The sequence below is a fragment of the Brucella grignonensis genome (genome assembly GCF_002252505.1).
GTDB classification, from domain to species: domain Bacteria; phylum Pseudomonadota; class Alphaproteobacteria; order Rhizobiales; family Rhizobiaceae; genus Brucella; species Brucella grignonensis.
Window position 1 is genome coordinate 119672 of the sequence record NZ_NNRL01000163.1, and the last position, 12947, is coordinate 132618.

Sequence of the window (12947 nt, forward strand, 5' to 3'; positions counted from 1 at the left end):
TTGAGGATGATGCGTGAATGTGTATGCAAGAGGGGTTGCTTTCATGAGGAACGATGCTCCAAATGACGCGCCTGAAATATGACATATACTAGATATTGGGATGTTCTGAGGCATATACCACTGGTAGTGAAGCGCCCATGAGTACGCGTATTCTTATAGCGGATGATGATCCGATTCAACGTCGCAGCCTTGAAACGGCTGTGCTACGCATGGGCTATAGAACCATTCTTGCAGACGGTGGAACGAGTGCATTGGGGTTCATCAGCAACCGTAAAGATATTGCGCTCTTACTTCTCGATCTGAGCATGCCCGACATGGACGGCTGCGCTGTCCTGACAAAAATGCGCGAGGCGGGGATCAATATTCCTGTCATCGCTTTGGTACAGAACGACGATCTCGAAAGAGCCATGCAGGCTATCAGACTGGGTGCGGTCGACTTCATGACCAAGCCAGTTGTGTTCGAGCGAATGCAGGTTTCCGTCGCCAATGCTTTCAAACTCTATTCGCTGACGCAGGAACTCAAACGCACGCGTTCTTCGCAGAAGTCGCATATCCTGCTTTCCGAAATGGTGACGAAAAGTCCGGAAATGGAGAAAGTGGCCATGCTTGCGCGTCGTGTGACGCCGCTTGATACGCCATTGCTCATTGAAGGTGAAGTCGGCACGGGCAAGGAAACCCTGGCGCGGGCGATCAGCAGTGGCGGCACACGCTGGCAGGGACCATTTGTTGCGATTGATTGCCGTTCCCTTGCAAAAGGCAATGCCGATCAGGTGCTGTTTGGGCATGCGGAGGCAGGATCAACCAATTCTGGTGAAGCCCCGATCCAGATTGCGGGTAAGATAGCGGAAGCGCAGGGTGGAACGTTGTTTCTTGATGAGGTGAGTGCCTTACCTTACCGCACCCAGCTTCGCCTTTTTGAACTTATGCAGGCATCGCAATATACGACGGGTGGAGAAGGCGATATGCCGCTTTCCGATACCCGCGTCATTGCATCGAATAGTCATACCCTGGCCGAACTCGTGCATATGGGCAGATTTCATCCCGGTCTTTATCATCTGATTTCGTCATTCTCGATTGAAGTGCCGTCTCTTAGAAACCGTCTCAAAGATATTCCAATTCTGGCGCATCAGTTTCTGATGCATTTTGCCAGCGAGGAGCGACTTGGACATATTACCGGTATTACGCCCTATGCTTTGGAAAGCCTCAAGAGCTACGATTGGCCCGGCAATGTGCGTGAGCTAAAGAACGCGATCTATCACGCTGTCCTTTTATGCGATGAATATGCGCTGACAGTCCGCGATTTCCGCCATATGGGCGAAGGAAGTGTGGCTCCCTCTGGCAGGAATGCGGCTTTAAATCCGATGCCGGGGAATGCTCACCCAGCTTGGATCAAAGAAAATTCCAGTGTGGGGTCGATCAGGGGCATCACGCTTGAAGGGGAAGTTCGCACCCTTGCGGCCACCGAAGAAGAAATGATCCGCTTCGCAATTGCGCATTACGACGGCCAAATCAGCGAGGTCGCGCGTCGTCTGGGCATCGGAAGAACCACACTTTACAGAAAATTGAAGGAATATGGCATCGATGTGGCATCCATAGCTGGCAAGGGGCGCGACGATGCTGATGACGAAAATGATGCCGGTGAGAACCGTATTGTAAACGGGTAAAACGCCGATAACTTATTGAAATTTATTAATTTACTAAATGCTACCTGTCGGTGTTGCCAGAATGTAAGCTTCGACGAAGATTGTTAATAGTTTTTTTACCATGACGAAAATAGATGCGCCTGTGTGTCTTTTTTGCCATGGTGTTTCCTCATTTGTTGTTCACTAAGCGTCCATTAACCATTAAATCCGACAATCAGGGCTCACGCATATTCGTTTCTACGATCTCTGATACGGGGCCCTTAGGGCGGACAACACGGTAAGGCGATATAATTCAATGAGCAGGATATCGACCATTAAAGCGCGCTTGGCAAAAGTCTGGAATGGCTTGACTGGCCCGGCTGGATTGTCTGCTTCCGCGTCGCGGGTTCGCTCTTCTGTTTCCGCATCTTTGGTTGCAGCCGCAGTCGTTACGGCACTCGCGCCGTCGCAGGCTTCCGCTGAAACGCGTACGCTCAAACTTTACTATGTCCATACCGGCGAAAAGGCAGAGATTACCTTCAAGCGTGACGGACGCTTTCTTCCTGATGGTCTGAAGAAGCTGAACGTATTCCTGCGCGACTGGCGTCGTAACGAGCCGACCAAGATGGATCCGCGCCTGTTCGATCTGGTCTGGCAAGTCTATCGCTCCACAGGTTCAAACCAGTACATTACAGTTGTTTCTGCCTACCGTTCACCTGCGACCAACAACATGCTGCGTTCCAAGACGAGCGGTGTTGCTAAAAAGAGCCAGCATACGCTCGGTCGTGCGATGGACTTTTTCATTCCGGGCGTTCCACTTGCGAAGCTTCGTGGCATCGGTATGCGCTATCAGATCGGTGGCGTAGGCTATTACCCGCGTTCCGGCTCGCCTTTCACCCACATGGACGTGGGTAATGTTCGCTCGTGGCCACGTATGAGCCGCCGCGAGCTGTTGGCTCTGTTCCCGGATGGCAAGACGGCTCACCTTCCAGCTGACGGCAAGCCGTTGCCGGGCTATGAACAGGCGCTTGCCATGATCGAAAAGCGCAAAGCCGGTGGCGGTGGCGTCATGATGGCCAGCAATTCTGCCCCTCGTAAGAGCAAGACGCTGTTTGGCGCTTTGTTCGGTGGTGGTGCTGACGAAGAAGAAGATAACGGCAACGATTCCGCACCAGCGCCTGCGACAGTTCGTCCTGCTCGTGCTGCCCCTACTCGTCAGGCTCCGGAGGTCGCGCCGCCTGCTCCTGTCCAGCAGCCGGAAGCTATGATTGCGGCCTTGCCGACCCGCGAGGCACCGGTGCCAATGCAGGCTCCGCGTCCTGAAGCAACTGTTGATGTGCCACAGCAGGCCGAGCAAGTGCCCGTAGTTGCCTTCAATGTTCCAATCCCGGCTCGTAAACCGGCAAATGCTGCTCAGGATGCAATTGCACTTGCTGCTGCACAGCCTGCCGATGCGACAATGCAAGAAGTCGCCGACGCTAGTCCTAATCCGCTCATGACCGGTTTTGTTCCAATTCCGTCCATGCGTCCGCAGCAGGAAGTGGCTACGCAGATTGCCGCTGCCGCTGTTCCGAGCGCCCGACCTGAACGGGATCAGCTGAACCCGCAGGATGCGATCGCTCAGATTGTGAATAATCATGCTGATGCACCAGCGGCTGTTGCCGATGCCAGCAACGCAGTTCAGCCGGGTGCTGCCGCAGCTTATCCTGTGCCAAAAGAGGAGCCACGTGCCAATACACAATTGGCTCTGCTCTCCAAAAAGGATGAGATCGGTGAGCTGATTGCGCCGCCGGAAGATGATTTTGATACGCAGCCTATAGCATCTGCAAAACGTGAGCCTGCGAAGGTTGCACCTGTTAAGACGGCTTCGGTTGCCAGATCCGTGCCCGCTCCAGCGCGCCAGCGTGTTGCGGCCAACAGTCACGGAACCAAGAATAGCGCCCGGTCCACCGGCAAAGGTGATCGTCATGTAGCCAGGGCAAGCGCGCGTCCAAGCCCTGTCGTGCAGCCTGCTGCGATGCCAGCTTCTGCCGTTGCTATGTCATCCGATTCCGTTTCGCAGACTGCTCCAGCGACCAATCCGGTCCTGCGTAATGATGCGATGCGCACCGCACCTGCAATGGTTTACACTGCGGGCTTCCAGCGTGGCGACCTGCCAAGCGAACGCGCCAATCAGTTCAGTGGCAATGCCGTCACCTTCCTGACCGTGGCTAAGTTCACCGAAACGAACTGATCCTCCAAAAGATCAAAGAAAAGGGGCCATTGAGGCCCCTTTTTTATTTCGCTTTCTTAAGTTCAGCTTTTCAAGGCAGCGGCTTCTGCCGCGAGCTTGGTAATGCCGTCCCAATTGCCAGCTTCGACCAGTTCCTTTGGTGCAACCCATGAGCCGCCGACGCAGACGACGTTTGGCAACGAGAGATAGGACTTGGCGTTGGCAAGGCTGATGCCACCGGTTGGGCAGAAAATCGTTCCAGCCAATGGCGATGACAGGGCTTTCAGGAATGGCGCGCCGCCTGCCTGTTCTGCCGGGAAGAATTTGAGATGCGTGTAACCTTCCTCGCGCAGTGCCAGCATTTCGCTTGGGGTGATCGCTGCTGGCAGCAGTGGCACGTCACTGTCGTTGGCGGCAGCAAGAATATATTTCGTAACGCCCGGACTAACGATAAAACGGGAACCTGCCTTGGCAGCGTCTTCATAATGCTTTGCATTGAGGATCGTGCCTGCACCTACGATTGCTTCTGGCACTTCCGATGCCACTGCGCGGATCGCGTCCAGTGCGGCAGCCGTCCGCAGTGTGATCTCGATCGCTGGCAAACCACCCTTTGCCAGTGCGCGCGCCAGCGGAACGGCGTGCTCGACCTTGTCGATCAGCAATACCGGAATAACTGGCTGGCCTTGGAGGACAGGGACGAGTAGATCGGTTTTCTGCGGCATGGGCTTGCTCTTCTGCTGATAAGTGAATGGCTAAAATCGATTTAGAGTGAGAGACCTTGTTTGTCCACCGCGCACATCAAAACCGATGCGCTGCGCGGCAGCAGTCAAGTTGCATTCAGGCAGCCTTCAGGACCAGGCTGAGGCTCCGGTTCCAGCGTTCAAAGGCTGTTGCCATGCGGCTATCATACTGGTTACGGGCAAAGACTGGCCCATTATAGCGGCGTGCAAAATTGCGCCAGTCTTTCTCCTGCAGCGCCGTTTTCAATCCGGCCTTGTCGATGAAGTTCAGCATCAGCCCGACCTGTCCGCCAACCGAGCTACGCGCCTCGGACACCAGTTCATCGATACTGCTATAGCCCAGCCATTCCCAATGGGCGCCCATCACCTGGCCCAGCCCCCATGAAGTGGATTCAAGCGCTGCCTTTTTATGGATCGACATGGCCCGTTCGAGCAAAAGCCAGCGCTCGCGCTGGGTCTTGGGATTGCGCACGCGTCCTGCTTCCGGTGCTGATAATCCTGCTTTGCGTGCCTGATCGCGGATACGACCGACAAGTCTGCGGTCGAAATAATGCCCCTCGAAGCGAATGGCTGGCTCTTTTTTGCCATCGATATCGAAAAGCGCACGGCCACCACTTTCCACCTCTGCCACCGCCAGCAGGGCTGCCGGTTCAATCCCTGCTTCCATTGCCAATGAGATGATTTCTGCAAAAGTTTCTGTATCGAACATCTGGTTTCTCCTCTTGCAAACCGTGTTTATCGACGCCGGATTTTCGCTTGTCATGAGAGGAGGGGGATAAATAACTTGAATTTGCCGCGTTCGAGGACTAGTTCGGAAGAAATTTGGAAGAGATCGAACGATGAGCAATCTGCCTTTTACTGTTGCTGCCCTTTATTGCTTTGCGCGTTTGCCGCAATATGAAAGCCTGCGCGAGCCGCTGGCAGAACTTTGCTGCGCGAACGGGATCAAGGGGACGCTGCTGCTCGCAGCCGAAGGTATCAACGGCACGGTTGCAGGAACAAAGCCCGCGATTGAGAAGCTTATCGCCTACATCACTGCAATCCCTGAGCTTGCCAATCCGGAACTCAAATACTCTCATGCCAGCGAAATGCCGTTCTATCGCATGAAGGTGCGTTTGAAGCGCGAGATTGTCACCATGGGTGTTGATGGCATCGATCCGCTGAAAAGCGTTGGCACATACATAGCGCCCAAGGACTGGAATGCGCTGATTGCCGATGAAGACACGGTCGTTGTGGATACGCGCAACGATTACGAATATGCCATCGGCACATTCGAAGGCGCACTCGATCCCAACACAAAGACCTTCCGCGAGTTTCCGGAATGGGTGGAGCAGAACCGCGACAAGCTTGAAGGCAAGAAGATCGCCATGTTCTGCACCGGCGGTATTCGTTGTGAAAAAGCGACCGCTTTCGTCAAGGGTCTGGGCTTCGATGATGTGTTCCACCTCAAGGGTGGCATTCTGAAATATCTTGAGGAAGTGCCGAGCGAAGAAAGCATGTGGAACGGCGAATGCTTCGTGTTCGATGAACGCGTGGCAATCGGCCATGGCCTGACGGAAAGCGATATAGAGCTTTGCCGCGCCTGCCGCCGTCCGATTACCGCAGAAGACAAGCTTTCGCAGTTCTTCGAGGAAGGCATTTCCTGCGCTGGTTGTTATGACGAACGCACGCCGGAAGATCGCGCACGTTTCGCGGAGCGCGAAAAGCAGGTCAAGCTCGCCAAGCTGCGCGGTTCTAGCCACAAGCACATTGGACGCTAAAATATAGGATGGTGGGGTTCTTTTGCCGCATCATTCTTATCAGCACTAGCCAAAGCTAATACTCCCCTTTAAGGTGGCCATGTTTTCGGAACGATATGAATTCGTTACGGAAATTTTGGGCGGCTTTTGCATGGACGCCCGTGTGAAAAGGGTCTGACGGCATCCGGGTCGCGTTTGCCTCCATCATACCCATCATCGCAAGTTGAGCATCTCGACAGGTCTTGATGCTCGAACAAATGGCGTCGGATTTTTCCGGCGTGTGATGATGTTTGCCCGAAATACGGGCTTTATGGAGGTCGACAATGAAAAAACTTATCGCTGCGTTTCTTATTACGGTTGCAGCCGGTGCTGCATCGGTTGCTCATGCTGCCGAAAAGGTCACGGTTTTTGCCGCAGCCAGCATGAAGGATGTGATCGAAGAAGCCGCCAAGCAGATCAAGGCCAAAGACGGCACGGAAGTCGTCGCTTCCTTTGCTTCATCTTCAGTACTGGCAAAGCAGATCGAGCAGGGTGCTCCGGCGCAGATTTTCATTTCTGCTGATCTCGACTGGATGGATTATGTCGAAAAGGCCGATGCCATCGATAAGGCTTCGCGCAAGGTGATCGCTGGCAACGCTCTGGTGATTGCAACGCAGAAGGACACACCAAAGGGTGATGCCAAGGAACTTCTGAGCGCTGGTCGTTTTGCAATGGGCGATCCGTCGAATGTCCCGGCGGGCAAATATGGCAAGGCAGCGCTTGAAAAGCTCGACATCTGGAAAGACGTGGAAAAGAATGGGGTGTTTGCCGAGAACGTTCGCGTTGCGCTGCAGTATGTCAGCCGTGCCGAAGTGAAGGCGGCAATCGTCTACGCATCGGACCGTGCTGCGGCACCGGAACTTGTCGAGGCTTATCGCTTCCCGGCTTCGAGCCATGCCCCGATCCTTTACCCGGCGGCACTTGTTGCGAAGAACGAAACCGATGCCGCCAAGGCTTTCTTGGCCTTCCTTGAAAGCGATGCCGGTCAGGCGATTATCAAGGACAAGGGCTTTGTTGGCGCTGCAGAGGCTGCTGAATAAATGATGGAAGGTAACGTTTGGCAGATCGTGTCTCTGTCGCTCCGGGTTGCCGGGATAGCGATTATTGTTGCTCTGCCAGTCGCCTTTCTTGTTGCGTGGATTCTTGCCCGGTTCAATTTTCCGGGCAAGTCGCTTGTGCAGGCCATCGTCACCATGCCGCTGGTCCTGCCGCCGGTGGTGACGGGCTATCTGCTTTTGATCTGGTTTGGATCGCGCGGCGCACTTGGCGCACCGTTGCAGGAATGGTTCGGCCTTTCCTTTTCCTTTCGCTGGACGGGCGCAGCCCTTGCTGCTGGTGTCATGGCATTTCCGCTGCTCGTTCGCCCCATCCGGCTTTCGATTGAAGGGCTTGATCGCGGGCTTGAGGAAGCAGCCCGCACGCTTGGTGCGAACCGGTTCACGGCATTCTTCACGGTCATTTTGCCACCCTTGCTGCCGGGTATTCTAGCAGGTGCGGTTTTAGGCTTTGCCAAGGCGTTGGGCGAGTTCGGTGCGACCATCACGTTTGTTTCCAATATTCCGGGCGAAACGCAAACATTGTCGCTGGCGATTTATGCATTGATGCAGACGCCAACAGGGGATGCCGAGGCTTTCCGTCTGATCGCGATTTCTGCAGCCATTTCCATTACTGCAGTGATCTTGTCTGAATGGTTGCAGCGCAGGCTGGCAGGAGAAGCGAAATGAGCGATCTTGAAGTTTCCGTCGCTGGCCGCAATGGCAAATTCGTGGTCGAAGCAGATTTTGCCGCGGGGTTTGGAGTGACTGCTTTGTTCGGTCATTCTGGCGCTGGTAAAACAACGCTTCTCAAGATGATTGCGGGAACGCTGCGTCCGGAAAGCGGGCGTATCGCAGTCGGCGATTTCACACTTTTCGACGCCGGAAAAGGCATCAACCTGCCGCCTGAAAAGCGCCGTATCGGTTATGTGTTTCAGGACGCGCGGCTGTTTCCACATATGAGCGTGAAGCGTAATCTCACCTATGCACGCTGGGCCGGAAAACGGCAGAACACTCGTAATTTCGATGAAGTGGTGACGCTGCTTGGCATCGCTCATCTACTGGATCGTCGCCCGGTGACGCTTTCCGGTGGCGAGCGGCAGCGCGTGGCCATTGGCCGTGCGCTTTTGTCTGATCCGGCGCTGCTGTTGCTGGATGAGCCGCTTTCCTCGCTGGATCACGCGCGCAGGCAAGAGATTTTGCCCTTTATCGAACGGCTTCGCGATGAAAGCCACGTGCCGATTGTCTATGTCAGCCACGAAATCGATGAGGTTGCGCGGCTTGCCGATGAAATCGTTCTGCTGTCAGGTGGCAAGGTGCTGGCGAGCGGCGAGGCCGCCGAGATTTTTCCGCTGATCGATGGCGGCGGCGAGGGCGCTGGCGTGTTGCTGGAAGGGTCGGTCTCAGCTTATGACGAGCGTTACAAGCTTGCGGAAATCGATCTTGGCGGGACGACATTCCAGCTCAGCGATGCCGGGCTTAAACAGAACATGCATGTGCGTCTTCGGGTTCGTGCGCGCGATGTCTCCATTGCGCGCAAAGTGCCCGATGCCATCAGTATCCGTAACGTGCTGCCGGTTTCCATTGTGGCGATTGAAGCCGGAGAAGGCCCCAACGCCCATGTCGCACTCGACTTTCAGGGACGACGCCTTGGCGCGCGGCTGACCCGTCGTTCGGTCGATGATCTGGGCCTTGTAGTGGGCGATCGGGTCGTGGCGCTGTTAAAGGCTGTCTCCGTGGATCGTGCCGCAATAAGAGAAAAATGAAACTGAGACAATAATCCGGTTTTCGTTATGCGTCTTTTATGCTCCTTTCAAAACCGGATGGGAGCATTGAAATGACTGATTTGCAAAACTGGACGACACGTCCGAAGCCTGAACGCAAAGTTCTGGAAGGCCGCTATGTCAGGCTCGAACCACTGGATGCCTCCCGGCATGGTGACGAGCTGTTTGCGGCCTCTTCTGTTGAGGATGCGGATCAGCGGTTTACCTGGCTGTTCGAGGTTCCGCCTGCAACGCGTGAAGCTTTTGAGCCGTGGCTCGAAAAGGTGTCGGGCAGCGAAGATCCCTTGTTTTTTGCGGTCATCGACAAGGCCAGCGGCAAGGTGGCCGGTCGTCAGGCGCTGATGCGTATCGATCCGGTTCATGGCGCAATCGAGATTGGAAACATTTATTGGGGACCGCTCATTTCACGCAAACCCGCTGCCACGGAAGCGCAGTTCCTGTTTATGCAGTACATTTTCGATGAGCTTGGCTATCGCCGCTATGAATGGAAATGCAACGATAACAACGCGCCGTCCAAGCGCGCAGCGGAACGTTTTGGCTTCCAGTTTGAAGGCAAGTTTCGCCAGCATATGGTGGCGAAGGGCAACAACCGCGACACCGCATGGTTTTCAATCATCGACAGCGAATGGCCAGCGCTGAAACAAGCTTATCAGGCATGGCTTGCGCCGGAAAACTTTGATAGTGACGGTCAGCAGATCAGAAAGTTAGAGGATTTTCGCATTGGCGGCTGAACCGAAGAAGAGCAACCCGGCACTTGCCGCAGCCATTATCCTGGTTGGTTTTGGCGTGCTTGCCTATTATTTGCCAACCATCATGATCGCGCTTGGCGAACGCTCGCACATCGCAGCGGTTATTTTCGGGATACTCTTCGTACTTAGCTTCTTTGGCATATTCTGGCTGCGTTCGCGCCGCCAGAATAAGGACTAACCTGCGAGTGCAGCACTAAGCAGCAGAGCGCCGGTCAGCGCAATAAACAGTGCCGCGCCTACTTCAATCGCCGCTTTCAAGCGACCGGATATGGCGCTGCTGCCTGCAAAGCGCAATGCCGTGTTCTTGGCGGTTACGGCCAATGTTGCGAGAAATGCGACGGTCAGAAATGTGCCAAAGGCTATCGCGAAGACCGAGAGCAATCCACCAACCATCAGACCATTGAGAAGCGCGAAGGTGAGCACGATCAGCGCGCCTGAGCATGGGCGCAGGCCGACAGAGAAAATCGCCGACCATGCCGTCTTCCAGTTGAAATCGTCGCCGAGCGACGATGGATCGGCAATATGGGCGTTGCCGCAATCGGCACAGATATCGCCCTCACCGATAAAGACGTGATCGGCCGCGGCATTGGCAGGCTTGTAGTTGAGCTTGACTGTGTTGGTGGTGCCGAGCGCACGCGTGCTTTGCGAAACGCTGCCCTGCCACGCTGGACCGCTGGCCATTGCCGTTTGCGGGGCTGCTGCAAAAAGTGCGCTTGTTGGTGATGGTTCGCGGCTGTCGTGCTTTTTGAACAGAAGCGGCAATTTGCGCGCCAAAAGCCAGAGGCCAAAGAACAACACCAGTGCGAAACTGGCAATCTCCATATAACGGGCAGTCTGGTTCATCGAAATGCCGGTACCACGCAGCACAAGCCAGGCCAGTCCCACCACAAAAACCGCCATGATTGCCTGAAGAAGCGACGAGACGAAAGACAGGAAAATGCCGCGTCTCAATGCCGTTTCGTTGGCGATCATGTAAGACGAAATGACCGCCTTGCCATGGCCGGGGCCAGCGGCATGGAAAATACCATAAACGAAGGAAAGGCCAATCAGCACCGATGCCTGCCATGGGTCTTCGCGCATGGCTTTGAGCGCGGTTGTCATGGCGAGATAGAATGTGCGCTGCTGTTCATTCATCCAGAGAATGATATGCGCAAATGGTCCGGTCGGCTTCATGGCGACTTCATTGGCGCCGATACCCAGTGATGATTGCGCCCAAACCTGGGTGGCGATCATCACAAGGCTCATCGTGAGAATGAAACGGACCGTTCTCTTCATAAGGCTGGTTATCCTTTTTTCTCGCAGTCTATCTCAAGGCGTGTGGCGAAAATCTTCGACATGTTTGTGCCCGCCGGATCATTGAAAAAGGCTTCCGTCAGGGTTCCCTGATTTTGAGCAAGAGCTTCGTCCGGGTTAGGACGAACGACTTCTGACTTGCAGCCAGTGGGCAGGCCTTTGACGACCAGTTCCTTGTCGCTCACATAGTCGATGGCCGTATAAAAGGTCGGGTCGTAAACACCGAAACTGACCTTGTGTCCGGGTTCAAGCTTCAGTGGCTTTTCAGGCTTGCTTGTAAAAACAATGAGCAGATGATTGTCGGAGAAGTCAGCTGCCAGATCATTCGGACGTGCCATTTTAACATCCTTGCCATCGGCAAGCACAGTCTGGAAATATTTGAACTCGGCGATGGAGCTGTTGATGACATGGCCAAGATCGATCAGCTCGTTCTTGTCGAGCTGCAAATCGCCATTCTTGTCAAACTCCATCAGCACGGTTGACGAAAATACATCATCAAATCGCCAGATATGGGCGAGCTTGTCCACTGTACCATCCGGCGCAATCGTCAGCTCCAGCCTTGCATCGGCAAAGACGTGCGGATGCGCTTCGACGGCCAAAGGCGCAAGCACCGCTGTCAGTGTTACGGCGAGGCCAAGGCGGCTTTTCAGCCATGAGCGCAAATTGAGCATCATCAGGTTCCGTGAATTACAGCGCATCCCGAAAAGTGTGAAGCGGCTTTCGGATAAGATGCGCGCAAATGCTAGAGTCAAAGGAATAGCGGTGAAGGCGGCGAAAGTGGGACAAGTGGCACAGGGGCCGCCTTTTATACTGCGATCCCTTACAGTTTTGTGTCTCCGCGCAGTTCCCGGTCCTTGAACCATTGGGTTAGGAAGTCGACGAGTGCACGGATTTTGGCTGGCAAATAGCGACGATGCGGATAGACCGCATAGATGCCGCCATCTCTCACAATAAACTCATCAAGACAGGGAATGAGTCTGCCGCGCTCGATTTCTTCTTCGGCGATGAATGCTGGCAGGGAACAGAAACCAAGCCCTGCAATAGCTGCAGTTTTGGTCGCAACGGGGCTATTGACCTCGATTGGCCCATGCACGTTGACCGTCATCATTGAGCCGTCCGTATTGCGGAAATGCCAGTTGTTGCGTGAGCGTGCATTTGTGTCGATGATGCACGGCTTATCGGCAAGATCTTCGGGGCGTTCCGGTTTGCCCACGCGCGCGATCAGCTCAGGTACGCCACACAACACGGAATGGAACGGTGACAACCTTTTGGCAATCAGAGAGGAGTCCTGCAGGCGCGTGATACGGATTGCGAGGTCGAACCCTTCTTCCACCAGATCGACAAAACGGTCATCCAGCCGTATGTCGAGTACGATTTCCGGATGAGCGAGGCAGAAATCGATCAGCGATTGCCCGATCACCGCATCGGCAAAGGTACGCGGCGCTGAGAGCTTGATGCGGCCGCGTGCATCCGAACTGGTTTCGCTAACGGCATCCTGCAACGCGTCAATTTCGCGAATGATCTCGATAGCGCGATGATAATAGGTATGGCCTGCTTCAGTGAGGGAGAACTGTCGGGTTGTGCGGTTGAGCAGGCGTGCGCCAAGCTCATCTTCAAGTTCCCGCACATATTTGGAGAGCAGTGCCTTGGAACGCCCTATCTTTCTAGCGGCAGCGGAAAAGCCTTCCGCTTCGACCACATCGATAAATGCGCGCATACGTGTGAGGGTGTCCAT

At 54.7% G+C, this 12947-nt stretch carries 13 protein-coding genes; 8 read left to right on the top strand and 5 right to left on the bottom strand.

Features of this window, described 5'->3' with window-relative positions; genetic code table 11:
* The first annotated feature begins 137 nt into the window (after positions 1-137).
* Both CEV33_RS14405 and CEV33_RS14410 read left to right on the top strand, forming a co-directional pair.
* A complete protein-coding gene (locus CEV33_RS14405) occupies positions 138-1664 on the top strand; it encodes a sigma-54-dependent transcriptional regulator (protein ID WP_094541133.1) in 1527 nt (508 codons plus the stop codon).
* 274 nt (positions 1665-1938) lie between these two features.
* Positions 1939-3855, top strand: a complete 1917-nt coding sequence (locus CEV33_RS14410) for a DUF882 domain-containing protein (protein ID WP_094541134.1) — start codon at positions 1939-1941, stop codon at positions 3853-3855.
* A gap of 62 nt (positions 3856-3917) precedes the next feature.
* On the opposite strand, the gene CEV33_RS14415 is transcribed toward CEV33_RS14410, so the two are convergent.
* Positions 3918-4556 (bottom strand): 2-dehydro-3-deoxy-phosphogluconate aldolase, encoded by a 639-nt coding sequence (locus tag CEV33_RS14415; protein ID WP_094541135.1) that lies wholly within the window; start codon positions 4554-4556, stop codon positions 3918-3920.
* 115 nt (positions 4557-4671) lie between these two features.
* The gene (locus tag CEV33_RS14420; protein ID WP_094541136.1) at positions 4672-5283 is read right to left on the bottom strand and encodes an N-acetylmuramidase family protein; all 612 of its coding nucleotides are present in this window, start codon (positions 5281-5283) and stop codon (positions 4672-4674) included.
* A 130-nt stretch (positions 5284-5413) separates the two neighbouring features.
* On the opposite strand from CEV33_RS14420, the gene trhO reads away from it, so the two are divergent.
* The 6 genes from trhO to CEV33_RS14450 all read left to right on the top strand — a co-directional run bounded on the left by trhO (position 5414) and on the right by CEV33_RS14450 (position 10097).
* Positions 5414-6334, top strand: coding sequence for an oxygen-dependent tRNA uridine(34) hydroxylase TrhO (trhO, locus tag CEV33_RS14425; RefSeq protein WP_094541137.1), 921 nt, complete (start codon positions 5414-5416; stop codon positions 6332-6334).
* 302 nt (positions 6335-6636) lie between these two features.
* Complete coding sequence (modA, locus tag CEV33_RS14430) at positions 6637-7392, top strand: molybdate ABC transporter substrate-binding protein (protein ID WP_094541138.1); 756 nt, start codon at positions 6637-6639, stop codon at positions 7390-7392.
* Entirely contained in the window at positions 7393-8076 is a 684-nt protein-coding gene (modB, locus tag CEV33_RS14435; protein WP_094541139.1) for a molybdate ABC transporter permease subunit, read from the top strand. It begins immediately after the preceding gene.
* The gene (gene modC / locus CEV33_RS14440) at positions 8073-9152 is read left to right on the top strand and encodes a molybdenum ABC transporter ATP-binding protein (protein WP_094541140.1); all 1080 of its coding nucleotides are present in this window, start codon (positions 8073-8075) and stop codon (positions 9150-9152) included. Before modB ends, modC begins: the two co-directional genes overlap by 4 nt.
* Positions 9153-9223: 71 nt before the next feature.
* Complete coding sequence (locus tag CEV33_RS14445; RefSeq protein WP_094541728.1) at positions 9224-9901, top strand: GNAT family N-acetyltransferase; 678 nt, start codon at positions 9224-9226, stop codon at positions 9899-9901.
* Positions 9891-10097: a hypothetical protein gene (locus tag CEV33_RS14450; RefSeq protein ID WP_094541141.1), complete on the top strand. Its 207-nt coding sequence runs from the start codon at positions 9891-9893 to the stop codon at positions 10095-10097. The genes CEV33_RS14445 and CEV33_RS14450 overlap by 11 nt, the downstream gene beginning before the upstream one ends.
* Here CEV33_RS14450 and CEV33_RS14455 read toward each other — a convergent pair.
* The 3 genes from CEV33_RS14455 to CEV33_RS14465 all read right to left on the bottom strand — a co-directional run bounded on the left by CEV33_RS14455 (position 10094) and on the right by CEV33_RS14465 (position 12947).
* Positions 10094-11194 (bottom strand): nickel/cobalt transporter, encoded by a 1101-nt coding sequence (locus CEV33_RS14455; RefSeq protein ID WP_094541142.1) that lies wholly within the window; start codon positions 11192-11194, stop codon positions 10094-10096. The two genes, CEV33_RS14450 and CEV33_RS14455, sit on opposite strands and share 4 nt — an antisense overlap.
* 8 nt (positions 11195-11202) lie before the next feature.
* The gene (locus CEV33_RS14460) at positions 11203-11883 is read right to left on the bottom strand and encodes a DUF1007 family protein (RefSeq protein WP_094541143.1); all 681 of its coding nucleotides are present in this window, start codon (positions 11881-11883) and stop codon (positions 11203-11205) included.
* A gap of 149 nt (positions 11884-12032) precedes the next feature.
* Positions 12033-12947, bottom strand: a complete 915-nt coding sequence (locus tag CEV33_RS14465; RefSeq protein WP_094541144.1) for a LysR family transcriptional regulator — start codon at positions 12945-12947, stop codon at positions 12033-12035.